This window comes from Ornithinibacillus sp. 4-3, assembly GCF_040958695.1.
Lineage (GTDB): Bacteria > Bacillota > Bacilli > Bacillales > Amphibacillaceae > CALAMD01.
Window position 1 is genome coordinate 1,680,270 of the sequence record NZ_CP162599.1, and the last position, 25,228, is coordinate 1,705,497.

At 33.6% G+C, this 25,228-nt stretch carries 26 protein-coding genes; 22 read left to right on the forward strand and 4 right to left on the reverse strand.

Annotated features, from left to right (window positions below; genetic code table 11):
- Positions 1–463: 463 nt before the first annotated feature.
- The 7 genes from AB4Y30_RS08075 (at position 464) to AB4Y30_RS08105 (ending at position 6,668) form a co-directional block, all read left to right on the forward strand.
- Positions 464–727 carry a UPF0715 family protein gene (locus tag AB4Y30_RS08075; RefSeq protein WP_368654970.1) on the forward strand — a complete coding sequence of 88 codons (264 nt, stop codon included), beginning with the start codon at positions 464–466 and terminating at the stop codon, positions 725–727.
- A 65-nt stretch (positions 728–792) separates the two neighbouring features.
- Positions 793–1,380 (forward strand): AAA family ATPase, encoded by a 588-nt coding sequence (locus AB4Y30_RS08080; protein ID WP_368654971.1) that lies wholly within the window; start codon positions 793–795, stop codon positions 1,378–1,380.
- A 51-nt stretch (positions 1,381–1,431) separates the two neighbouring features.
- Positions 1,432–1,917: a GNAT family N-acetyltransferase gene (locus AB4Y30_RS08085; RefSeq protein ID WP_368654972.1), complete on the forward strand. Its 486-nt coding sequence runs from the start codon at positions 1,432–1,434 to the stop codon at positions 1,915–1,917.
- A gap of 236 nt (positions 1,918–2,153) precedes the next feature.
- Complete coding sequence (locus AB4Y30_RS08090) at positions 2,154–2,624, forward strand: DUF6323 family protein (RefSeq protein WP_368654973.1); 471 nt, start codon at positions 2,154–2,156, stop codon at positions 2,622–2,624.
- The gene (locus AB4Y30_RS08095; RefSeq protein ID WP_368654974.1) at positions 2,624–4,063 is read left to right on the forward strand and encodes a DUF6179 domain-containing protein; all 1,440 of its coding nucleotides are present in this window, start codon (positions 2,624–2,626) and stop codon (positions 4,061–4,063) included. Before AB4Y30_RS08090 ends, AB4Y30_RS08095 begins: the two co-directional genes overlap by 1 nt.
- A 609-nt stretch (positions 4,064–4,672) precedes the next feature.
- Complete coding sequence (locus AB4Y30_RS08100; RefSeq protein ID WP_368654975.1) at positions 4,673–6,268, forward strand: ABC transporter substrate-binding protein; 1,596 nt, start codon at positions 4,673–4,675, stop codon at positions 6,266–6,268.
- 181 nt (positions 6,269–6,449) lie between these two features.
- Positions 6,450–6,668, forward strand: a complete 219-nt coding sequence (locus AB4Y30_RS08105) for a DUF3221 domain-containing protein (RefSeq protein WP_368654976.1) — start codon at positions 6,450–6,452, stop codon at positions 6,666–6,668.
- Positions 6,669–6,846: 178 nt separating this feature from the next.
- Here AB4Y30_RS08105 and AB4Y30_RS08110 read toward each other — a convergent pair whose 3' ends face one another.
- Entirely contained in the window at positions 6,847–7,959 is a 1,113-nt protein-coding gene (locus tag AB4Y30_RS08110; protein WP_368654977.1) for a C45 family autoproteolytic acyltransferase/hydolase, read from the reverse strand.
- A 72-nt stretch (positions 7,960–8,031) separates the two neighbouring features.
- Positions 8,032–9,585 carry an ABC transporter substrate-binding protein gene (locus tag AB4Y30_RS08115; RefSeq protein ID WP_368654978.1) on the reverse strand — a complete coding sequence of 518 codons (1,554 nt, stop codon included), beginning with the start codon at positions 9,583–9,585 and terminating at the stop codon, positions 8,032–8,034.
- 570 nt (positions 9,586–10,155) lie between these two features.
- On the opposite strand from AB4Y30_RS08115, the gene AB4Y30_RS08120 reads away from it, so the two are divergent.
- A complete protein-coding gene (locus tag AB4Y30_RS08120) occupies positions 10,156–10,911 on the forward strand; it encodes an SDR family NAD(P)-dependent oxidoreductase (protein ID WP_368654979.1) in 756 nt (251 codons plus the stop codon).
- A 151-nt stretch (positions 10,912–11,062) separates the two neighbouring features.
- Positions 11,063–12,922 (forward strand): IS1182 family transposase, encoded by a 1,860-nt coding sequence (locus tag AB4Y30_RS08125; RefSeq protein ID WP_368654980.1) that lies wholly within the window; start codon positions 11,063–11,065, stop codon positions 12,920–12,922.
- Here AB4Y30_RS08125 and speB read toward each other — a convergent pair.
- The gene (gene speB / locus AB4Y30_RS08130; protein WP_368654981.1) at positions 12,834–13,766 is read right to left on the reverse strand and encodes an agmatinase; all 933 of its coding nucleotides are present in this window, start codon (positions 13,764–13,766) and stop codon (positions 12,834–12,836) included. The genes AB4Y30_RS08125 and speB overlap by 89 nt on opposite strands.
- A 140-nt stretch (positions 13,767–13,906) precedes the next feature.
- On the opposite strand from speB, the gene AB4Y30_RS08135 reads away from it, so the two are divergent.
- The 11 genes from AB4Y30_RS08135 (at position 13,907) to AB4Y30_RS08185 (ending at position 21,799) form a co-directional block, all read left to right on the forward strand.
- Positions 13,907–14,371 (forward strand): SMI1/KNR4 family protein, encoded by a 465-nt coding sequence (locus tag AB4Y30_RS08135; protein WP_368654982.1) that lies wholly within the window; start codon positions 13,907–13,909, stop codon positions 14,369–14,371.
- Between the two features lie 232 nt (positions 14,372–14,603).
- A complete protein-coding gene (locus AB4Y30_RS08140; RefSeq protein WP_368654983.1) occupies positions 14,604–14,921 on the forward strand; it encodes a PadR family transcriptional regulator in 318 nt (105 codons plus the stop codon).
- A complete protein-coding gene (locus tag AB4Y30_RS08145) occupies positions 14,908–15,462 on the forward strand; it encodes a DUF2812 domain-containing protein (RefSeq protein WP_368654984.1) in 555 nt (184 codons plus the stop codon). The genes AB4Y30_RS08140 and AB4Y30_RS08145 overlap by 14 nt, the downstream gene beginning before the upstream one ends.
- A 91-nt stretch (positions 15,463–15,553) precedes the next feature.
- A complete protein-coding gene (locus AB4Y30_RS08150) occupies positions 15,554–16,240 on the forward strand; it encodes an MBL fold metallo-hydrolase (RefSeq protein WP_368654985.1) in 687 nt (228 codons plus the stop codon).
- Between the two features lie 41 nt (positions 16,241–16,281).
- Positions 16,282–16,578, forward strand: a complete 297-nt coding sequence (locus AB4Y30_RS08155) for a hypothetical protein (RefSeq protein WP_368654986.1) — start codon at positions 16,282–16,284, stop codon at positions 16,576–16,578.
- A 222-nt stretch (positions 16,579–16,800) separates the two neighbouring features.
- Entirely contained in the window at positions 16,801–17,685 is an 885-nt protein-coding gene (locus tag AB4Y30_RS08160; protein WP_368655196.1) for an AraC family transcriptional regulator, read from the forward strand.
- 194 nt (positions 17,686–17,879) lie between these two features.
- On the forward strand, positions 17,880–18,803 hold the full coding sequence (locus tag AB4Y30_RS08165; RefSeq protein WP_368654987.1) for an ABC transporter ATP-binding protein: 924 nt from the start codon (positions 17,880–17,882) through the stop codon (positions 18,801–18,803).
- Positions 18,796–19,749, forward strand: a complete 954-nt coding sequence (locus AB4Y30_RS08170) for an ABC transporter permease (RefSeq protein WP_368654988.1) — start codon at positions 18,796–18,798, stop codon at positions 19,747–19,749. The genes AB4Y30_RS08165 and AB4Y30_RS08170 overlap by 8 nt, the downstream gene beginning before the upstream one ends.
- Positions 19,750–19,773: 24 nt before the next feature.
- Entirely contained in the window at positions 19,774–19,983 is a 210-nt protein-coding gene (locus AB4Y30_RS08175) for a hypothetical protein (RefSeq protein ID WP_368654989.1), read from the forward strand.
- A gap of 186 nt (positions 19,984–20,169) precedes the next feature.
- Positions 20,170–21,294, forward strand: coding sequence for a threonine synthase (locus tag AB4Y30_RS08180; protein WP_368654990.1), 1,125 nt, complete (start codon positions 20,170–20,172; stop codon positions 21,292–21,294).
- 118 nt (positions 21,295–21,412) lie between these two features.
- Entirely contained in the window at positions 21,413–21,799 is a 387-nt protein-coding gene (locus tag AB4Y30_RS08185) for a DUF1801 domain-containing protein (protein ID WP_368654991.1), read from the forward strand.
- Between the two features lie 96 nt (positions 21,800–21,895).
- Here AB4Y30_RS08185 and catA read toward each other — a convergent pair whose 3' ends face one another.
- Positions 21,896–22,546, reverse strand: coding sequence for a type A chloramphenicol O-acetyltransferase (gene catA / locus AB4Y30_RS08190; RefSeq protein ID WP_368654992.1), 651 nt, complete (start codon positions 22,544–22,546; stop codon positions 21,896–21,898).
- A 483-nt stretch (positions 22,547–23,029) separates the two neighbouring features.
- Between catA and AB4Y30_RS08195 the strand changes: the two genes are divergently transcribed.
- Both AB4Y30_RS08195 and AB4Y30_RS08200 read left to right on the forward strand, forming a co-directional pair.
- The gene (locus AB4Y30_RS08195) at positions 23,030–23,707 is read left to right on the forward strand and encodes a hypothetical protein (RefSeq protein ID WP_368654993.1); all 678 of its coding nucleotides are present in this window, start codon (positions 23,030–23,032) and stop codon (positions 23,705–23,707) included.
- Positions 23,708–24,037: 330 nt separating this feature from the next.
- Complete coding sequence (locus AB4Y30_RS08200; protein WP_368654994.1) at positions 24,038–24,910, forward strand: cation diffusion facilitator family transporter; 873 nt, start codon at positions 24,038–24,040, stop codon at positions 24,908–24,910.
- The last annotated feature ends 318 nt before the right edge of the window (positions 24,911–25,228 follow it).

Here is a 25,228-nt window from a genome sequence, read left to right on the forward strand (position 1 = left end):
TACCGTAGTAGAGTATAACATTCTGTATGAATCAAAACCAAGGATTTGAGGCTGAGCAATTTGTAGAAGGCAGTTAAGAAAATGGTCAAGAACAATTGATAATAACTGATGATGGCATAGGTTTCAATCTGATAAAAAATCCAGCAATTTTAGAATGAATTAAAAAACTTCTCTGTTATTTAAAAATTGGACTGGAAAATCACTTTAAATCAATTTACGCTAGAGATAATATATCTTTAAATTTGGAGATTTTTTCTAATATCCCTTTCATATCAATTTTTTCTGAATCACTTTTGTCAATATGAGAAGGAGAGGTTTGACTATGAAAAAGTATAATGACATAATCTTTATTGCTAAAAAGTATTTTAAGCTAATCCTTATTGCTAGTTTCACGTATATATCTTTAGTTTTTATAGAGATGGTTTTGTTGCAGATTATTTTCCATCCTTAATTATCTGTACATGTGTTTTTGCATTTATATATATTGACAGCTTTTCCTATCTCTTTAGTTTTAAATAAAAGAAAGAAGAGATACAGTATTATTGATTTAATTGTTTACTTAATTGGTTCTCTATTAACTATTATATTTTTTGATAATTCTTTTTTGGCAAGCCTAGCAAATTTGACATGGCATATTTTTATGATCAAACTTATTTTATGGACCGGAGCGGCTTTGAGTTTCTGGTTTTGGAATTCAATTTTTATACTAAAGAATGGGGAGAAATGAGGAAGCTTAGAAAAGTCAATTGGATTATTATTCTAATTACTTAAATATACAAAGGAGTCATATGAATGATTATTTGGCTAAATGGGGCATTTGGGTCAGGTAAAACGACTAGCGCATTTGAATTAAAACGAAGGTTACCCAATTCTTTTGTTTATGATCCAGAAAATATAGGTTATTTTATCCGTGAAAACATACCAAAAGAATTGCATGAGTCAAATTTTCAAGACCATGAGCAGTGGAGAATCTTTAATTATGAAATGTTAAAATACATTTCTAATACATATGAAGGTACTGTTATTGTGCCAATGACCATATTTCATCCCCAATATTATGAAGAAATAGTTCAAAAACTAATAGATGAAGGTATTCCTTTAAGGCATTTTATCTTATATGCTGATAAAAATACCTTATTGAAACGCTTGAATAAACGGCTTGAACGAGGTGAAACCTGGGCAAAATCTCAAATTGATCGTTGTATTGAGGTTTTTAATACAGAAATTACGGAAGAAAAAATAATAACAGATAATAAAAGTATTGACTTCGTTGTGGAAGAAATTGCAAAAAGAAGTGGAATGAGCCTTTTACTAGATAAAAGAACTTACTTGAAAAAATTAATTGATAGAGTGGCTGTACTGATTAAACATATAAGGTAAGGAAAAAGTATAATATTAATAATTAAATTGGATTTCAGGAGATGAATTTTTTTGTTGGAAACAAAACGATGTACTGTGAAAACCTTTCAAAAATCTGATTGTGTTGATGTGGAAAAATTATATGTAGATCCTGAGGTAAGAAAATTTCTTGGTGGTGTTCGTCCAAAAGATTCAATTAAAGTAGTATTGAACGAAATGCTTGATACAAGTGATGATTCTTTTTATTGGGTAGTTAGAGAAAAAGCTACAGATAACTTGATTGGATTAGTTTCACTTGACCCTCATCATGATGGCTTTTACCATGAAGTTTCCTATCAATTTTTACCGAATTGGTGGGGAGAAGGTTATGCAACAGAAGTAGTTCAATTGATAATTGATTATGCTTTAAATGAATTAAACTTTTCAAAAATAGTTGCTGAAACGCAAACTGCAAATACGTCTTCGTGCAAGCTCTTAGAGAGATTAGGTATGAAATTAGAACAAAAAATTAGTAGATTCGGAGCTGAGCAAGCAATTTATTCAATTAAATCGTGCTAATGTAATAATGGAAAGGAAAAAAGGATGTTGCGTAAAAGCGACATCCTTTTTTGATTCCAAAATTATGTATGAGCTTCCTTTAATTTGAAAATTCCGAAAATTATAGACGGATTAAAGGTTGACATTCAAATAGAAAAAGACTAAAATATATAATCTGATAAATAATATTTAATTATAACATTATTTTAATTGAAAGTCAATAGTTTCAAGAGAAATATTTTTAAAGGAGGAAATATATGTTTCTACCCAAAATATTAAATTCTTTAGATTCTTCGATGTTGGAACAGTATACGGATGAAGTAATGGTGGTAAATCAAAAAGCCAAGGAATTTGGACTTGAGTTAACTCGCAATGAAATAAAAAGTCTAATCATTTCTAGAAACAAAGTGCTTCAAAGCTATGGTCGAGTAGAATTAAGTGTTGAAGTAATAAAAGAGTTAGCTGAGGTATTTTGTGCCTCTCCTTATGTAGACAATAAAAATTATGTAGCCATTTTATATGAGCTACAAGAGATATTTTATTACTTAAAAAATGAAACGGAGGATAAAATTGGTGATTCCCCGTTGATTGATATTATGAAGGATTATTTTGATGATATTTGTAATGGTTCTTTGGAATTTTTAAAGAGTAGGCTTGATGAATTTGCAGAACGATTTAGAAATGATGCTCGATTTAGAAGATCTATTCTTGAAAGGGATGAATTATAGTGGGATCAGAAGAACAATGCGGTAATCAGACCTTAGTTACACAGGGAAAGATGAATCAAGCTCATCTGTTACAAAACCAATATACGATATCTATTTTGAATGAAGGATTACGGGTAGGCTTGTTAAGTAGTAAAGAAGTCTATCATACCCAAGAGCAGTTGATGTCCATATTAAGAATTCTAATTAAGCGATACACTCAAGGTGAAAGTTCTTCTGTAACGTCTGAAACAGCTGGAAGTATCTTAGCTTCTGTTTTATATGCTGTTGATGCGTATTTATTGCATTTGAACAATCCAGAAAAAGCAATCGATATATTAAAAAAAGACAATGTGCAAAATGTATATGAACAGGGTATAGACTTAATTCACCAGTGTTTTGATGAAACAAGGCAACTCTATAAAAAGCTCAATCATAATAAATTGGATGTTGAGGTAGAAGCTTATAATCTGACAATTGATGAATCGATTCCTGTCTTTCTTAAAAAATATGGTATTATTTTTGATGCTCATAATACAATGGCAAGCATTGATTATCCGTTAGCGATTGATGATATGAGCATTCAGGGTGTTTATTACCTTAGGCAATATTTAACTCACTTAAAATTAGAAACTCAATTTTGTTATTTGTTTAGCAAGGATGATCTTCAACAGCTTTTGGTTAACTATGGGAGAATTTGTGGATTCGACTATCGGATAGAGCTATTCAATATATTTGAGTTGGTATTAAATAATGCGATCTTTTCCATTTTATCAGGAGGACATGCTAACCAAATAAAAATATCAATAAATCAATATAAACAGTTAGAAAAATTATTTAATAAATTGGATGATAGTCAGGCCCAGTCCATTATTTTAAAAGCTGTAGACCAATTACAATATCATTTCAATATTAATGATCTGAAGATGATTGATTATTTGCAGCAATGTGGAATAAATCTAGTGCAGAGGGTTAAAAATGTTGTGAAGCATAATCAACTTGGAACGGTAGTTATTGTTGAAAAAGAATTGGAATCAAAATCAATTTTAACCACATTCAAAGCATCCGATAGAATGAGTGATAACGATTTTCGAGTAATAGTTGAAAGAATTATGAACTGTGAAAATACTAAGGATAAGGTTGCCATGATTCAGGACAATTTCCATTCCCTTTATGATTATATAGATATGCTAAATGCTGATTGTTTATTGAATGATGAATATGAAGTACTCTTTAAGAGTTTTGGAGATATAGAACTAGCTGTCCTAATGAAAATTGTATTTTATGAGGAATTACGGAATGATTCAACATTTTTATCTTCTTTTCATATGGTGGATAAGGATCGCGAAAATAAATGGCAGATTTATTTTATTGAATTTATTCAAAACATTGATATTGATAGAAAGAATGCGATTGAGAAGTATGTTTCTGATATTGATTATGAAGAAATTAGTTTCTACTAAGTGCTGAGTGAGTAGGTATAAGAGGGCGGAGTGCCTTTGTTAATAGGGATTTCATTCTCTTTTCTATTTAATTTAATATTAATCCTTCCAAAAATAGTTTTATTTAACAGCAGTAAACAGGAAGTTAATGCATAGGAGGAGTAAATTTAGAAGAAATTTATCTAACTAGCTATTTTCTGGAGTTAGTATCTCAAATAGTTTTTATGCAAAAGGCTATTTAGATTTTTTTGCATCTAAGTTTTCTATTGTTTTAAATAGATTAACGCATTTTTCACCTTCTACTTTCCAGGCTTTGATACAATTTATTTGCTTCATACTATCAGAATTTTAAAAATGATCTTGAAAATAAAAAGGATTTTATATATAAATGTCGAATAATTTTTTAAAGGGAGAAACATCAATGTAAGTGTACACCTACGTTAACTCATCCATGACTATCCACAATTCAACCACGATCCCGTTATGTAAGATTCACCTACTTTTATTGTAATTTTGAGGGGGTTGTATATTCGTAAGGATCTTTAAGTATGTTATTAGAAAAATAATAGTTGACTGCGATCCAAAGCCTTAAGCAATTGTCCATCTAGATTATAATCAGGAGGAATAGGGATGAGAAACTTGAGAAATAGTATGCTGATGTTAGTATTCGTTTTGACGATTTTAATTACTGGATGTAGTACAGATTCTTCTAATTCTAATGATGACACAGGAGATAACGAGAGCTCTGGACAGGAAGCAGGGGGAACTTTAAATATTGGACTTGATGCTCAGCCACCGACATTGGACTTACCAACCTCAGGAACGATTGCAACACGTGATGTGGCAAGAGTAATGTTTGAAACACTTTTGACAACTGATGCTAACAATCAGGCAGTTCCAATGTTAGCAGAGTCGGTTGATACAACTGATAACCAAACATATACATTTAAATTACGCCAAGGAGTAAAGTTTCATAATGATAAAGAAATGATTGCTGAGGATGTAATTGCATCGATGGAAAGATGGGCCGGGAGATCATCGAATGCGGGGAGCATTTTTGAAGGTGCTACATGGGAAGCGGAAGATGATTATACTGTTGTTTTAACATTAGCTCAAGCCTCGGCACTAGCATTGGATTCCATGGCGGCTACGAAAATGGGTGCAGCTATTATGCCGAAAGAAGTCATTGATGCGATACCAGAAGATGGTGTAGATGAAATAGAAGAATATGTTGGAACTGGTCCATATAAATTTGTTGAATGGAAACAAGATCAATATATTAAATTTGAAAGATATGATGATTATCAAGCAGTAGAAGCTGAGCCGGATGGTTTATCAGGTAAAAAAGAAGCTTTATTTGATGAGATTTATTTCCATATGGCTTCAGATTCTTCTACAAGATTAACCGGCCTTCAATCTGGTGATTATGATTTTATATTTGGAGTTCCTTATGACAGCTATGATCAACTGGAAAGCGATCCAAATTTAAAAACATATTTAGCGGTAAATGGAGTGGAAGTGTTAAAATTTAATTCCGTTGAAGGTCTGGGAACGAATGCTGAACTACGTCAAGTGATCAATACAGGATTAGATATTAATGCAGCCATGATGGCCGCATTCCCAAGCGAAGATTTGTATTGGTTACATTCCGGATATATGGATGAGGATCTTGTGAACTGGGCTAGTGATGCAGGTAGTGAATACCATAATATTAATGATCAAGAAAAGGCAAAACAGATGTTAGCGGACATGGATTATGATGGAGAGCCATTCCGAATTCTTACCACACGGGATTATGCTCACCTTTATAATGTTGCTGTTGTTGTTCATGAACAATTAAGAGGGCTAGGAATTAACGCTGAACTAGAGATTTACGATTGGCCAACACTCGTCGATATCGCAAATAACCAGCCAGATCGATGGGAAGCCCATATGATTTCTTACTCTGTTACCAGTACACCACCACAATTTTTGGGGTTAGATCAAATTTCAGGTGGAGGCGTACATGACGAGCGTGTTATCGATTTGATGTCACAGATTGAAACAGCCCCAACATTAGAGGAGGCTAAAGAAATTTGGGATGAGTTACAACTTTACTCCTGGGAAGAGTTGTTACCGATTATACAGTTTGGTAGTTTCCATAGCTTATACGGCTCTAGTGATCGCATTGAAGGAATCACAACTTATTCTGGTCCAGTATTTTGGAATGCCGGTTTTGTAGAGTAAATGAATAAGGAATAGAAAAGGGCATCAAAAAGAACAAATGTTAAAAGTTCTTTTTGATGTCTGTTTTCACTTTTTATAGTTAAATAAAGGTTTGTTTTTTCTGGTGTTCTTAATTATCGGTCTTGTTTTCATATTTGTCAGTTGTTCAAATCACACAGCCAACAATGAAGATCAATCAACCATGGTAGGGATTATAGCAAAAATAGAAGATAAACAAATACTATTAAAAGGAATGACAAATGAAGAAATTCAAGGTTTGTCTGAGGAAGAAATGATAAAGAAAGCACAAAACGCTGCTTATTTTGAATTGAACCAAGAAGTGAAAAATCTAAAGGTCGGTCAAAAGGTAAAAGTTTTGATAGAAAGTTTGAACTTCAAACCCGGCGTACGCAACCAGTAGTAAAGTAGAAATATTAGATTAAGCGTACAGCTGTGTTTATCTCTAACAATTAAAGTTTTTATTGTCGAGTTGATTGGCTGGATTGAGTTCTGTATTCGACTAGAAAAAATCCAGCCAATCAGCTGCTTAATATTTGGTCTAACTTTAGGGTTTCAGTCCAGTTCTAACTTTGCGCTGACTACTCAGAAAAGCTATAACACTTATATTCATACTGGTTTGGTGGACCAATAGCTATCCAAAGTTTTCCTTCATTTGGCACACCAATAGCAGATGCACATGTGATGTTGTCAGTATCTTGCTTTGTAGGATCTTGCATTTCTTCATCTCCCAGTATGCGGCAAATACAGTTCGGATAATTTTCTCGATCACGGAAAAACTCTTTTATTTTCTCAACATCTATTTCCCCTCGGTTTTCATGAAGAAGCGAATTCATGCGCTCTAATCGAATTTGTGAATTTTTTAATGAGCTGCCAGTGGATCTTTCCTCACTCAATAAGCTATCTGCTACATAATGGTTTGTATGTGCTAGAATCCCATTTTCAGGCTTAATAACAGCATCTTTCATTGGAGTATTTTCATAGTCAGCCATTTCGCCATTTTTGTCCATCATAATAATATTTCGTGCTGAAGATCGTTTTAAATTGCTTAATTTTTCAACAGCTTCGTCTACCGTTCGACATGTTAGTGCCAAACGAGAAAACATATATCTCGGCAAGCCTTCTCCCCAGCCATCAGAGGTAATCGCATTGGCAAATACGGCCATTCCTTCTGTGTTGATTCCAATATGTGATATTTGTCCTGCAGGGGTAAACATTAATATTTTTGAACCAGATTCAGGAATTATTTCTAACACGACACCGATTTCTCCATAAAAAGATGGTAAATCAACATTCTGTCCAGCCAATGGTATTCCATCTTTAGTCACCTCAGATGAAACTGCAAAGGTTGTACACTCATTTAAAGCTTTAACATGATTGTTCATTTCAGCTCGAACCTGCAGGAGATAGGCTTCTCCTAAGGAAATACCAGCTCCTTCTGCCATACCTTGTATTTCCTCATCCAAGAAAGGTGCATATTCTTGTACATAGGCTTGATAGGAGAGGGCTTTTTCTTTAACAAATTCTAAAGAAACTTTTGTTCCAATTTGTAGCTTCTTTTTAACAGAAGTAAGATGTTTATAAATTAATTCCTTACATGATTCTCCATATTGTCTACCAATCTCTCTGTGTGTTCCTTTAAGTTGAAAGAATGGAAAGTGTTTTCTTTTAGTGCTTTGATCGTTTTTAATCATTAAAATGACGCCTCCTCTAAAGATGTAGTTTCACTAAGTTTCTTCATCATTTATCAATTATTTAAATTAAACTTATTTACTATTTGAGACATTCCATAGAATAAAGCCACTTTGGTACTGAACATTATCTACTGTACTTCTCGTTGCAGATATCGCTTGATTTTCTCCAACTTTGATAGCTGGTATATAATCCCAATACCATTTTTGTAAATCATCAAATAGATCCTGTGCATCTTCCAAACTTGCTTGGCCTCTAAATTCCTTTAATAAAGTTTCAAGCTTCGGATCTTCAGCCCAACCTGCATAGTCTTTTCTTAAGAAAACTGTTGTTGTAGGCTCTGGAACAAGCGTATTTCCAATAACATAAATCTCATATGCCGTTTCATCTTCTCTTTCAGACATAAGTGATGGCCAATCATATACTTCTAATGTCGCATTTAAACCAATTTTTTCCAGTTGATCTAAAAGAACGACAGAGGCATTATAAGATGTATCACCATCCCGAGATGTTATAATTCTTATTTCTTCTCCATCATATCCCATTTCGCTGAGTAATTGCTCCGCTTTCTCGGGATCATTTTGGTTATATATTTCTTTTCCACTATCACTTGGCCATTGTTTTAACTGATCTACAAACATGAAATTGTGATTGAGTGTATAGTATTCTTCATCAACAAATGCTGCTTTTAAAATACTTTCTATATCTAATGCAGCTGCTACCGCCTCTCGGGCTTTAACATCTGTGAATAGACCCTGTCTTTTATTAAAATGGATGACTAAAGATGAAGCGGTATAAGTCATTGTATCGACATCTGGGTCATTATCTAATTGTTCGACATTATCATATGGAATCGATTCTGCAATATCGTATTCCCCTGATTGAATCCCCGCTATTCGCGTAGATGCATCTGTAATAAACATAAAGTGAATATCATCTACAAGTGCTTCTTTTTTTCCAGATGATCCGTCAGACGCTTCTGTACGAGGGTTATAGTCTGCAAATTTAGTAAGGTGTATTTCTTGATCTTGCTTCCATTCCTCAAATTGAAATGGTCCTGTTCCAATATACTCTGTAACTCCATCTTCACTAGCGTTTTCAATGATTTCCTTCGGCATAATTGCGGCAAGGCCAGTTCCACTATGCGCAAGCGCTGGTAATGCGGTTGATAGCTGTTCAGGTAACTCTAAAACGACTGTATAATCATCTTCAGCTTTGAAAGTTGCATCGGTGAATTGGCTCCTGCTCCCAGCACTTTCTTTCCATCTGTTCATGGAAGCGACAACATCATCAGCTAACATTTCCTCACCATTATGAAAAAGAACTCCTTCTCTTAATTGAAAAGTTATAGTTTTTCCATCTTCGCTTTGTTCCCATGAATCTGCTAACATCGGTTGAATATTATAATCAGAATCAACTGTTAGTAGTGTCTCGTACACGTGACGCATTATATCAGAAGTCGCTGTGTTTGTATTGACATGTGTATCTAATGAGGCTGGTTGTTGGGAATAGGCAAATCTTAGTTCTCCATTTGTCTTTGCGCTAGTTTCTCCCTGGCTAGGCTCAGAAGCACAACCGAACAAAGTAAATAACACGATAATTAGCATGATAATTTTGCCATATTTCATAAAAGACTTCCTTTCTGACTGTTTTGTTAGTTATGATATTATTTTTCTTTACTTGTAAACTTTAAATTGCTAATCATTGATTTAATTCAGTCTCACTGTATTTTTTTGTGAGTTACTATGTTTTCTTTGTTATTTCAATTGTTTTTCCTAATGTGAATATTCTGTTAATTTTAACATCACAAAATCTACTATTCATAAAACCTTTCCTAATAATTAATATAGGGTTTCAAACATTGCAGAGCTTTAATGAATCATTGGAAAGGGGTAGCTGATTTCAGGTAGGATACGCCTTTTCGTAAGCTTTTTGGTTTTTAATTAGTTTCACCTCCCAATGTACACATTATCATATTCTGAAAAGGAATACAAATCTAGAGTATTCAGTTTATCGTGTAGAACTTTTATAAAATGCTTCATCTGACTAGATAATAAAACATTAAAAAAAATATTTTATCTCATAAGAGGCCTCCATGTTGAATTGCTAAAGTTGTTGAAATAGGTATATTCATTGTCTTTGCAAATTTCTAAAGATATAATACGGACTAAGATAAACAAAAGCTAGGAGGAGTAATTATGATGTTTGATTTGACAAATAAAATTGCTATAGTTACTGGTGGAGCTAATGGTATCGGAAAAGGGATAGTAAAAACTTTAGCTAAAGCAGGAGCAAAAGTTATGATTTGTGATATTGATAAAGAAGCAGGTGAAGAAACCGCTAAAGCCGTTGGCGGGGAATTTTTCAATTTAGATGTTACAAATAAAAGCAATGCTGAAAAAGTTGTTCAAGATATTCTAACTAAATACGAAAGAATTGATATCTTAGCTGCCAATACTGGAATTTACCCAGAAGTATCAATTGAAGATATGGAAGAAGACTGGGATAAAGTTCAAAGTATTAACTTAAAGGGAATATTTTTTGTCATAAAACCAGTATTGAAAGCTATGAAAGAACAAAATTATGGAAGAGTTATTCTTACTTCCTCTATCACTGGAGATATTACTGGATATCCAGGTGGTGCATTTTATGGAGCGACAAAAGCTGCAATTCTTGGATTTATGAGAAGTGCGGCATTAGAATATGCAAAATATGGTGTGACTATCAATGCAGTTCAACCAGGGATGATTGCGACAGAAGGTTTAAAAAAACAACTAGGTGTCTTAAGTGACAAGGGTGCTGAAGTTGTTCCAATGAAAAGATTAGGAGAGCCAGAGGATATCGGTGTAGCAATTTGCTTTTTTGCATCTGAGGAAGTTAAATATATTACAGGTCAATCCCTTGTCATAGACGGTGGTCAAGTCTTACCTGAAACACCTGATGTAATTTTATAAGTTGTAATAAGGGGCTGTCCAAAAAGTCAGTGAAAACTGATTTTCTATGACGGCCCTTTTTTTCTTTATTCTTCCTAAAAAACATATAAAAAAATCGCCTTTTCTTGTAAAATGGAGTTACCACACAACATTTCAGAAAGGGCGATTTTTTATGAAATCTCATACAAATTGTACCACACAAACGACACTTCCTCTAGAGGTAATCGAGGAAAAAGTTACAGCTTCTAACCCAGCAACTCCCTTATTTAAACCTTACGATAACCGACAAAGCACGGTGATTTTTGATATCCAAGATTATATCCCTACACATCATGTAGCACGAGTGGTAGATGAAATGGTGGAGCGTATCCCAAAGGAACAGCTCTATCGTTATTATAGCGGTGGAGGTAGACCAGCCTTTCATCCCAAAATGATGCTGAAAGTTATTTTATATGCTTACAGCCAAAAAACATATTCCTGTAGAGACATCGAAAAAATGACCAAAGAAAATCTACCAACTATGTGGCTTGCAGGTATGCAAACCCCTGATTTTCGCACCATCAATGCGTTTCGTGGGAAGCGAATGAAAGCCATGATGGATCAGCTATTTGAAACGATGATTCTGCAACTGATAGAAGATCAATGGATTACGATGGAAAACTACTTCTTGGATGGCACAAAGATAGAAGCCAATGCCAATAAGTATTCTTTCGTATGGAAAAAATCAACCGTGCGATGGGAGGCGCAGTTAAAGCAACGCATCCAGGAAACGTTGGCACATATCGATACGATTGCCGCACAGGAAGAGCTAGAGATAAGCCATTCTAAAGAAGAAGCGACTGCGGAAGACTTAGAAGCGATTGCCAATCAACTAGCAGAAAAAGTAGATGCCCTTTCTGAAGCTATCGAAAATACGGAAGAAAGTCAGCTTCGAAAACAGCTCCGCTCTCGTCGTAGCACCTTAAAAAAACCAATGAAACAAATACGTGAGAACTTTCTTCCACGTATGGAAAAGTATCAGACCTATCAAACCATCTTAGGAGATCGAAACAGCTTTTCCAAGACAGATCCGGATGCCACGTTTATGCGGATGAAAGAAGATCATATGAGAAATGGACAGTTGAAGCCAGGCTATAATGTACAAATGGCCACAGAAAATCAATTGATTGTCGATTACTCCGTGCATCAACGACCAAATGATACTCGGTGTTTTATTCCACACTTGGAGAAGTTGGCAGCTTCTAACCTTCCGATGCCTCAACGGATCATTGCCGATGCAGGTTATGGAAGTGAAGCAAATTATTTATATGCGATTGGTGAAGAGAAATCCCCTCGTTTTGAATTTTTAATACCCTATGGCACCTATCTCAAAGAACAAAAAAGAGCGTACAAAAAAGACATTAAAAACTTTAAAAATTGGACCTATCGTGCCCATGAGGATGATTATATCTGCCCAAATAACCGAAGAGTCGTGTTCAAAAAATATCTCAATCGGAAGAATAGGTCTGGTTATGTGCAGAGTTATAAAATTTATGAATGTGAAAGTTGTTTGGATTGTCCATTGAAGCCCCAGTGTACGAAGGCAAAGGGGAACAGACAAATTTTTTGGAATACAATCTTTGAAGAAATGAAAGCTAAGGCAAAAGCAGCCCTTGAAAGTGAAGAGGAAGCAGCAATCTACGCCCAACGAAAAGTGGAAGTAGAAAGTGTTTTCGGTCACATCAAGGGCAATCGGTCGTTCCGTAGATTTTCTTTACGGGGTATCGATAAAGTCCACACAGAATTCGGGATCGTGGCAATAGCCCACAATATCCTGAAAATAGCTGAGCTTCGCAGGCTACTTTTCAGGAATTTTTTACAAATGAAAAACAAGAAGAGAAAAATGATTTATTTTTCTTCCTCTTGTTTTATTTTGGGGGCTTATTGGACAGCCTCTTATTTTTTTAATAATTTCCGCGTATTTGCTTATTCTTCCTTAAATGATGCCCCCAACATTCTGTTAAAATCTTTCTTGCGGCAAAGACAGCAATAGAGGATTCATCTAACTTTGGCGAAACTTCTACAACATCAAAGCCTATTACAGGTAATTCAAACAAGCCATATAATAAATCTAAAAGTTCACGGCTATCTAATCCTCCAAACTGAGGGGTTCCAGTACCTGGAGCATAGGCCGGGTCCAGTGAATCAATATCAATAGTAATATAAATATTCTCGAAATCCTTCATTTTTTCTTTGATGACTTCTATTGTTCTTTCCACACCATTGCTTCGAACTTCCAATGCTTTAATAATGTTCATTTTATTTTTCTGGATGAAATCTAATTCTTCAGATTCTACCGAACGAATTCCTACAAAGAAAATGCTTTCAGTGCCTTGGATATTTTCTAATTCTAGCGCTCGTCTTTCAACAGACCCATGTGATTCTAAATCTCCACCCATTTCATTACATAAATCAAAATGTGCATCGATATGAATGATTCCTAAAGGTTTTTTTAGTGCTTTATTTACTCCACGCATCACTGGAATAGTAGTTGAATGGTCTCCACCAATCATAGTTAATAATTTCCCTGTTTTGACTATAGAATAAGCAGCATCTTCAACTAGTTTAAATTGTTCGTTACGATTTTCTGCTGTGATATCTCCTTGATCAAGAATTTGAAGAGAAGTAAGATCTTCCCATCTTTCTGTGGTTGGTGGAATAGTATAGGTTATGTTCCGAATAGCACGAGGACCGTCCTTCGCACCAGATCGAAAACTTACACCTCCATCATAAGGGATACCAAAAACAACAATATCTGCATCTTCCATCTTAATATTAGGACAATTTAGACCAGCCCAGATTGTATTTTCTTTAATCATTTCTTGAACGGTATTCATTATATTAGCCCTCTTTTCATCTTATTTTTATACTATATTAAACTCTATGTTACTCTATTAACATATGAATGAATAGCATAGTTACAGATCTAGTCATAAAACGATTAGCGTCATATAAATGACAGAAAGAAGGAAGCTTTATGAAAAAGAGTATCTGGCAAGAAGATGAAGATTGTAATCTGGAACCAATTACTAATGAGATGGTGGAAAAAGCAGAAAAAGAATTAAAAGTAAAATTACCTGAAAGTTATATAAACCTTTTAAAAGAGCAGAATGGTGGGTATATCTGCTATGATTCATACCCAATAACTAATCCAACATCATGGGCAGATGATCATATTAACATAGATTATATTAGAGGAATTGGTGGAGAAGAAAGCATTTTGGAAAGTGAGTATTTAATTGAAGAATGGGACCTGCCAAAGAAAATTGTTCTTATTTCAGGAGATGGACATATTTGGATTGCTTTAGATTACCGAAATACAAATGAAAATCCATCTATTATCCTCATTGATAATGATGGGGAGGATATTATCGATCTAGCTCCCAGTTTTGAATTATTTCTAAATGGATTAACGGTTTGGGAAGAAGATGAATATGAATAATTTTAAATTTGCGCAGATAATAATGTGTTTAAAACGGAGCTATTCAATTACATAGGACTACATAAAAATCGATTCCTAAATGTAGAAGGGATCGATTTTTTAGCTTTAAATTTTTGCTAAGAATAAAGATTTTACTCAAAGTTCCTTCAATAAATTATAAAAATATCGTTGACTATTCAGTTGAACTGTATTAAGTTAGACTATATAGTTGAACTTAATAGAAGGTGAGAATATGAAGCATAAATTATTACCGTTATCTGAAACCATGCATTATATTTTATTAGCTCTACGTGAGCCACTTCATGGTTATGCCGTGATGCAGAAGATAGAAAAGATGAGTGATGGAACAGTTGTTTTGGCAGCTGGTACATTATACGGTGCAATTGAAAACTTGCATAAACATGGTTGGATTGAACCTGTTGGAGAGTCAGGTCGAAGAAAGGTTTATATGATAACTGCTCAAGGAAGTGACATTTTGAAAATGGAACAGAGCAGGTTATTACATATTTTATCCTTGTATGAAGGAAGTGAGTCGCTTGAAGAAATTTAAGGTGTTTTTCGATATTGAAAAAGAAGAGCAATGGCTGAACGAGCAATTACAACAAGGTTATCGCTGTATAAATATTAGTGGTTTAGGCATATATACTTTTGAAAAAACGGATAAGAGATACGTGATACGACTGGATTTTCAAGATTATTTGCCAAGGAAAAAGTTAGCGGAATACAAAGGGATATATGAAGATTTTGGTTGGACCTATATAACAGGTTCTTGGCTTGGTGGAAGGTATTGGCAAAAAGAAGATGATGTTCAAACTGAAATCTTCTCAGACCGTCAATCAAAGGGGAATTATTATAAAAGGTTAATGGCTTATTCATTTATATTAGGTATGCTGTTATTGCCTTTTGCGTACATGCCCTACAATGAATTATATCATGAAGGCCTTTGGAGTATGAATGGTGCATTATTTTGGAAAGCATTTCTCTTTGAAACTCCATTTGTCTTTTTGAAGCTACTTCCCGCATTTATAGTCATTTTTTTGTATGGCAGTTTCTATAAATCCTACCGAAAATATTTGGCGTTAAAAGGATAAGTATAAACTTATTTATTATTAAAGAAATTATTATTCTACAAAAGTGATTGTTGTCAAATATCACATAATTGAGCAGTGTGGAGGAAGAAAAATGAAAATAGTAGAGCTACCAATAGAATTTGAATTTAATGGACAGAAAAACTATATTTATCCTAGTTTAATTATATCGGGTAACGAACTAACTTTAGTCGATACAGGATATTCAAATTTTTTACCTCTAATTGAAAATGAAATTTTAAAAAATGGATATGAAATGAAGTATTTAAAGAATATAATCATCACTCATTATGATGATGATCATATCGGTTCTTTATACGACTTTAAAGAAAAATATCCTTGGATTAATATGATAGCCAGTGAAATTGAATCAAAATATATTAGTGGTAAAGTGAAGTCAGAGAGATTAGTTCAAGCCGAAGAAATGCTAGTAAATATGTCAAGTGATGAGATCAAATTTGGTAACTGGTTTATACAGCAATTAAAGAAATTGAAGCATGTTTCAATTGATGAAATGGTACATGATGGTGATCTGATTCTAGATAATAAATGTAGAGTAGTAGCAACACCAGGGCATACTTCAGGGCATATTTCATTATATTTCCCATGTTTAAAAAGTATTATTACAGGCGACGCAGCAGTCCATGAAAACGATGAATTGGTCATTGCCAATCCACACTTCTGTTTAGATTCAGAGAGTGCAGAACACTCTTTAAACAAGATTAAAAATATGAAAGCTGATACTTATTATTGTTACCATGGTGGGAAGCTAACTTTGTGATTATAGATGAAAAAAGAATCATAAGGAAGGAGAGATTAGCATTGAGAGTACTATTAGAATTACTCCGGATAATATTTATTGTTATAATACTTAGTGCAGTGGGCTGGACAATTATAGGAAATATTTATACGGTCAATGAAGCAACAGAATCTTATTCATGGCTCGGTGCAATCGCGATTTTAATACTTCTTTTTGTATTGTACAGAAATAAGTGGCAATTCTCAGGGTGGCATAAAAAAGGAAGTTTAAAACTTTCAAAGTCTGTTACAGCAACTTTAATTGTAAGTTCTATATTGTTAATCATCTCTCCATTTGTAATGGCAGCCCTGTCAAGTTAATGATAGTATTAGCGGCAGTGGATTTACCAAAATGATAAACCCTACAATAAAAATAACTCCTAGATAGAAGACACTACTTTATCAAAATTTGTGTCTTTTATCTAGGGGTTTTTGCTGTGCAATAATCACCCATTTTTATTTGGAAAATTAAATATCCGCAATAATAATCAAAAAATCTCCTTTTGATATTTGTTATTCTATGAATGAAGGGAGGAAGCAGCCATTCCATACGAAGAGATAATTAAGAAAACGATAGATTATATTGAAGAGCATTTGCATGAATCATTAACGATGGATGATATAGCAGGTCAAGTGGGCTTTTCTAAATTTCATTTTCATCGAATTTTCCAAGCAGCGGTTGGAATGTCTATAACTGAGTATATTCGAATAAGACGATTGGCAAATGCTTCAGCGACTTTACTCTATACAAATGAAAGAATTATTGATATTGCATTTTATTATCATTTTGAGTCTCAGGAGGCATTTACAAGAGCCTTTAAGAAATATTATCATTTGCCACCTGGACAATATCGGAGATTGATGTCAGATATGCTAAAAAATAAGGAGGAGCCTTATATGGAGAAACAAGTAAAAGGTTGGTTTTTAAGTGGTTCAGATCCGTTTAGTTATGAAATGGGTACCGATCATGAGGTTGTTCATCAGGGAAAAGCATCAGGTTATTTGAAATCCAAAACAGTGCTGGATTCAACAAACTTTGCTACGATGATGCAGCAATTTAAAGCAGAGAAGTTTATTGGTAAACGAATTAGACTTTCATGTTTTTTAAAAACTAAAGATGTAGAAGCATTTTCTAGTGTGTGGATGAGAGTAGATAATGCTTTTGGCGATGTATTACAATTCGATAATATGAGTAATCGTCCAATTGAAGGGGATACGAACTGGAATCGATACTCCATCGTTTTGGATGTTCCGACAGATAGCTCGATTATATCTTTTGGAATTATTTTATCAGGTCAGGGTCATGTATGGGCGGATCAGTTTACCTTTGAAGAAGTAGATAAAAATGTGGAGACAACTAATATAGAGATGCAATCAGAATTATTAGATGAGCCAATGAATTTATCCTTTGAAGAGGAAATTTATTAAAGATTATCGGGAAATCCAGACCATACGTTCAACGTGTGGTCTGTAACTTGTAGCTTACGAGCAGCTTAACAAAAATAAATATTGTTAATGTTCTCGTAAGCATCTGTTTAATTTCATGAAAACTTTCATTGTTATGCTTTAATAAGGCTTTAGAAAATAAACGGAATGGAAATCTTTTAGTAGGGGGAGATTTTTTGACAGAAACAGCTATGAAATTAATCAATTTAAAGAAATCTATCGGGAAAAATCAAATCATTAAAGGATTGGATTTTGAGATTAAATCTGGGGAAGTATTTGGATTCATTGGGCCAAATGGAGCAGGGAAAACGACAACGATTCGCATGATGGTAGGATTAATGAAAATAACGGAAGGAGACGTGCAAATACTTGGAAAAAGTATTAGAGATAACTATAAAGAAGCGATACGCGAAGTAGGAGCAATTGTCGAAAATCCTGAAATGTATCCATTTATGACGGGGCTGCAGAATCTAAACCATTTTGCTCGAATGATTCCCGGAATAAAAAAGGAAAGAGTTCAAGAGGTTATTTCCTTAGTTGGACTTGAGAAGGCAATTAAACAGAAAGTTGGAAAGTATTCATTAGGGATGCGTCAGCGATTAGGAATTGCTCAAGCATTATTACATAATCCTTCTATCCTTATTTTAGATGAACCAACCAATGGTCTTGACCCTGCAGGTATACGAGAAATTCGTCAATATATCAGAAGACTAGCAACGGAGGAAAATGTATCTGTTATTATCTCAAGTCATTTACTATCCGAAATTGAACTGATGTGTGATCGGATAGGAATTATAAAGAATGGAGAACTTGTTGCGATTCAAAATGTGGGTGATTCAACAGATAATGAAACGCAATTAAGCCAGATACAGATGGAAGTAAAACCTGCAAAAAGAGCTATTGAACTAATGGAAGAAGAACATGAGATTAATGCCGTTCTTTCTCGTGGTTTAATAACATTTAAAATTCAAAAAGAGAAAATTCCTAATATCATTCAAACATTAGTAACAAATGATATCTTGGTTTATCAAGTTGCGGTTTCACAGGGAACATTAGAAGATAAATTTTTTGATTTGATAGGGGAGAACATTATTGGTTAACTTAATGAAACTCATACATAATGAAATAACTAAAATATACATACTTAAATCAACTTGGATAATGTACATTCTTTTAGCAGTAATCATTTTGGGGATTGGGATTATGGTTAATTCTGTAGGTGATATAACAAAAGGTTATGGCGAGTCAACATGGCGAGCGGAGCTAGAAGAGGAAAATGAAAATCTTGTCAAAGAGATGGAAGAGGAATCATTTTTACAAGATATCAATACGAGTATAATTGCTCAAAACAATTACTATTTAGAAAATGACATCAAGCCAGCGGGTTATGGAGCATGGCAGTTTGTGATGGAGAATGAGCTCTTGGTACCCATTGTTAGCTTATTAACGATTATAATAGCAGCTGGAATTGTTGCAAATGAATTTAGATGGGGCACTATAAAGCTTTTACTTATCCGACCAATTTCCAGATCAAAACTATTACTATCTAAATATATTGCTGTGCTTTTATTTGCTTTGAATACACTTTTGTTTGTAGTTATTTTTTCGTGGATTATTGGTGCAATATTCTTTGGCATGGAGGGACTGAATCCTTCTATTGCAATAGATAAAGGAAACGGCTTGGAGTATGTAGCAGTTATTAATGAGGTCATTTCGGGATATGGATATAAATTGGTGAATCTAGTTATGATGGCAACCTTTGCTTTTATGATATCTAGCATTTTCCGCAACAGTGCTCTTGCAATAGGAGTAGCAGTATTCTTGATGATGGCTGGGAATTCCATTGTTATGTTTTTTGCGGAGCGTACATGGGCTAAATATATTTTATTTGCAAACACGGATTTAAGTCAATATTCAAATAGCAGTGAGCCTTTGATGGAAGGCATGACACTAACATTCTCTATTATAGTATTGCTCGTTTATTTCGTTGTATTTTTAGTAGCTTCTTGGGGTGTATTTACGAAACGTGATGTTGCGGGGCAATAGGTCAGTCGGGAGGTAGTGCTTAATATGCCTATTAAAAAGATATTTATTTCAGTCATTTCCGCAGTGCTAGTTTCAATGATTGCTGTTGGAGGAAGTGTTTTAGCAACTTTTCTCTACTACTACTTCATTGGAGAGCACTTTGGTGAAGTAATTACTATGGCACGAATAATATGGTTTTCTATTCTATTTGTCTTATCCTTTTTAGTTATCTTTTTTGGATTAGATAAAAAATAAGATGTTAATCTTTCTGTCACGCCCAAACATACTAATATTAGTAGCACAAAACTATTATTTTGGTTTTGTGCTATTTTTTATGAGCGATTTGCATAAATATAAAATTTTAAGATAATATTGCATATTCCGATAATTTATTATGCATTTAGAATTATTTAAAAATAGATATTAGAAAGAGGTGTTTCCATGAGCTTGGTTTGTGACAATTGTCATAAAATATACAAAGAGGATAATATTCAGTGGCGATGTAGTTGTGGATCTTATATTAGTTATAAGTATAGTCCATCATTTACAAAAGAAGATATTATAAGTAATCGATTCAATATGTGGAGGTACGATTTCGCTTATCCTCTCAAATATGGTGAATTGACTGTGACTTATAATGAAGGGCTTACTCCGTTAGTAAATGTACCTACAACAAAATGCCGTTTGAGAGCTAAGCTTGATAATCTTATGCCTACTAGCTCTTTTAAAGATAGAGGAACCGTAATGGTTGTTAATAGTTTAATCAAACACAATGTTCAAAAAATTACCGAAGACTCTTCTGGAAATGCCGGAGCTTCTGTTGCAGCATATTGTGCACTTGCAAATATTCAATCTGAAATATATGTACCTAAAGGAACTTCTATTGGGAAATTAGCACAAATCCAAGCCTACGGTGCTTTGATACATGAAATAGAGGGGAATCGTGAGGACGTAGCTGCTGCCGCACAAAAAGATAGCGAATCGTATGCAGGACATAATTGGCACCCTTTATTTATTCAAGGCACAAAATCATTAGCATATGAAATATGGGAACAAAACAATTTTGAGTCTCCAAAAAACATCATATCAGTTGCAGGAAATGGAAGTGCCATATTAGGAATTTATTATGGATTCAAAGAGTTGCTTGATAATCGACAAATCAGTAATATCCCTCGATTATTTGTTGTACAAGCTAAAAATTGTAATCCTATTTATCGAGAATTTTTCAACATTGGAGATCCACTTTCTTTTAGTAATACGATAGCAGAAGGCATTGCACTTTCTTCTCCTAATAAAGGAAGTCAAGTAGTAGCAGCTGTGCGAAATACAGCTGGACAAGTGCTAGACGTAAGTGAAGAGGAAATAATTTCAGCAGTCAAAGAACTTGCTACTAAAGGCTTCTATGTAGAGCCTACTTCTGCTGCTGCATATGCAGGAATTTGCCAACTTGTAAATGAAGGGACATTTCAAATCGATGATGATGTAGTGATGATGATATCAGGCGATGGGCTAAAGGCTAGTTCGACCATTTCAAAAATGATTAATGAAACAAATATTAACTTCTAAAATAGAATAACATTAACACTATCAATGCCTTCTGATTTTGTTGATGGATTACTACAATGATTATGATGAAGGGTGGTAGAATAATGACTACTAATAAAAAATCAGGGGGAATAAGAATTTGTCTGGTTCTGAGCAGGTAGTAGAATTTATGAAAAATCTTGACCATCCACTTAAAGAAGAAATAGAAGAGGTCCGAAGTATCATTTTAAGTACAGATGGTAAAATTACGGAACATATTAAATGGAATGCACCTAGCTTCTGTTACGAGGGTGAAGACCGAATTACGTTTAATCTTCATGGAAAAGGATTTATTCGACTTATATTTCATTGTGGTGCTAAGGTGAAAGTTCGAAAGACTAAAGAACCTCTGATTTTAGATTCCAGCGGTATGTTAGAATGGAAAGCAGCGGATAGAGCTATAATGAAATTTACTGATAAAAATGATGTTATAGCTAAAGAAGAAAAATTGAGAGAAATAGTAATAGAGTGGATTAAAGCTATTTAAGGTGAACGAGGTTTGCAAAAATGACTCAGCTTTATTTCAAAGCTACAGATTAAAAAGCACTGGTTAAATAAAATTAGCCAGTGCTTTTTAGCTTATTTATTCAAATAACTCTTGAGGATTATCTACAAGAGCTTGAAATCTATCCATAAATAGAGCTGCATGATAACCGTCACAGACAGAATGATGAACCTGTAAGGATAAAGGTAAATAAATATTGCTGTTCTCATTAATGAATCCACCTGCAGTTACTATTGGCAAAAAGTAATTTGAATTATTATTCATGTTTAAGTTAAAACCAGTAAAAGAAGTCCATGGAATCATAGAAATGTTAACGATATTTTCAGGTATAGGTGTTTTCGGAAACATTTTTCCTGTTGCATTGTACAGCTCCGTATCAGAAATGTAGTCATCATGAAACTTTTTAAAATCCTCACCTGTATTTGTGTAAATAGTGGAGAATAAATCTGATTTTTTATCAAAGATTGTATACAATGGAACTACTGTATCCCAGTATCCAAACTCCCCCTCAGCATTAAAGTTCATTCTAAAATGTTTATTTGAGTTTGTCACATGAGTAACTAAAAAAATGAATACGGGATAGAATTTATATCCTTTTTCTTTTGTCATTTTATATAGCTTAGTAATATTAATGTTTTTAGTGATGCTAAAGCTTGTTTGTTGGTTTGAGAAATGATTAAAAACTTCTTTTCTCTTCCAATTTTTTATATCAATTTTATTGAATTTCATCTTCTAAAAGCCTCCTAAAATTTTAGTGTTCGATAATTTTAGGAAGCTAACTCAACTGCTTTTTTCATTAGTATCATTCCTTTTACTTAGTATAAGTTAATCTTAACATATTATTTTATATGCTTTATATTCTTCCTTGGAGTAAATCAACAAGCTAGGTGAATTTATCGCCAACTTATTTTAATTTGAAATATCTAACGTATCTCAAACCATCACAACAGGAATGGTCATAGCTAGCAAAAGTTACGAAGCACAACGTAACATGTGTTGGGAGAGGTAGGATTAATGATGCAACAGCAGTCATGCAAAACATCAATGGTACTATCATAACCGGAAGCTAAATGATGAATACATATTGAAAATAGGAGTACTAATCACTAACCCTAATAGTCATATAGTTGGTGAATTGTTAAGAATTAGTGATGGGTGTAACTTAATCATGATATACTTCTATTAATTGGGTTAAGGGGGAGCGGATAAATAATGATCCAAGAATTAAATAGATTCACGGATTTATTGCTGTTATTAGAAATTTCCGATTTAATTAATATTTTATTAATCATAATTACTATAGGCACAGTAAGATATGCTAGTAAAACTCTATTGATGGAGTACTCCTCACAAATAATAATAAGTAGATACAGAATTCGTTCTCAAAATAAAGAAGGTGAATCTTATACATGGGAGGTAGATATAGAAAATAAAGGAAGAGGATATGTTGTTAAAGGATTTATCCTATTATCGATTAAATCAAGCGAAAGAAAGTTTTTAAAGCAATATCATTTATCGCAACCATTGTTAGACATTGACCCGGGTGAAAAAGATGTTATTAAGCTAGAGTTAAAGAAAACTGACCTAGATGGATTTGATTCATATTCCGATGGAACAAGATTAGAAGTATACTATCAAGATGCGATGAATAACATATATGTTGTATCACCTGGATCGGATAGAAATAATAAACACTTAGAAAGATTTGAACAGTTACCTAAAAAAATTATTTTCCCATCTCCACGTTATTTTATATACAAACACAAATTCAAAAAAGCCATTAAACAAGAAAATACATATGTAAGTAGAAAAAAACAAGAAATAGAACATAGTAAGAATGAAGCTATAGAGGTATATGAATCAATTGGAAAAAACACAGATGCCAATTAATTGATGTCAAAAGAGGATGCTTAAGGTAAGTAGCATATGCTAATGAAAAATTAAATGATCTAACGACGATATAGAAACGATAAAAAATAAAAAGATTTACAAACACGATATATCGTATGTTTATTAATAGCCTATAGTTAACATTTTTTATTTAAACGTCTCAATCATGAGATGTTTTTTCTTTTGTGTTTATCAGGGCGTATTTTTTAATCTGATGCAACATATTTTTGTATCAGCTAGATATCTATAATAGTGAAACAAGGTTTCTATAGACCCACCCGTGTTTGATGCTGTATCATATTTTAGATGAAACTAGTGGGAGGTCTATAGGTGGAAAACCAAAAATATAAAAACTTAAAATTAGGAGAACGTGCCGCAATTATTAGCATTATTGCATACGTGATTCTTTCCATAATAAAATTGACTGTGGGGTATATTGGTAATTCTACTTCCTTAAGGGCAGATGGCTTAAATAATACAACTGATATCATAGCATCTATTGCTATACTTGTAGGGCTTAAAATATCTCAAAAACCGCCAGATAAAAACCATAAGTATGGTCATTGGAAAAGTGAGTCTATAGCAGCATTGATTGCAGCATTTATTATGATTGCTGTAGGGCTACAAGTGTTAATCGACGCGACCGTCTCCATGTTTCAAGCACGAGAAGAAGCTCCAGATATTTTAACTGCTTACGTAGGGATTTTCTCTGCTATATCCATGTATTTTGTTTATTTGTATAATAAAAAATTGGCGAATAGAATTAATAGTAAGGCTGTTATGGCAGCAGCAAAAGATAATCTTTCGGATGCCTGGGTTAGTATTGGTGTGGCGATAGGTATATTCAGCTCACAATTAAATATGCCATGGCTAGATACTGTAACTGCCCTTATCGTAGGGTTGTTAATATGTAAAACTGGTTGGGACATTTTTACGGGGGCTTCTTATGAATTATCTGATGGATTCGATGAAGATAAAATTCAACTTTATAAGAATGAAATTTTAGAAGTGAACGGGGTAAAAGGAGTCAAGGAAATTAAAGGAAGGAACTATGGAAATAACGAGATATTAGATGTAGTAATATTAGTTAATTCAATTTTAGATATTAAAGAAGCGCATGACATAGCCACACAAGTTAACGAAGTTATGATGAAAGAATTTGATATATATGATGTTCATGTCCATGTAGAACCTGACCAATAAAAAGAAATATTATCAAAAAACGCTCTTTCAAGGGCGTATTTTTTATGCTGTTGGATCAGATATACATAAAGCAATGATGACAGGATAACAACATGAGATAAACAAGCACTTTTTGTAGTGATGGATCACCTGAACCGGAAAAAAGATACAGCAGTAGCTACATGCATAAAATAATTTAGCTTATAAGCATGGCGTATGGTAACAAGTTCACTGTTGACGGTTTTCCAGATATAAATAAGCAGTTTTAATCAGATGGTTTGTCCAATCAACTTTTAAAAATCTCCATATATTAAAATAAGGCTACTGGTCTTAATACTA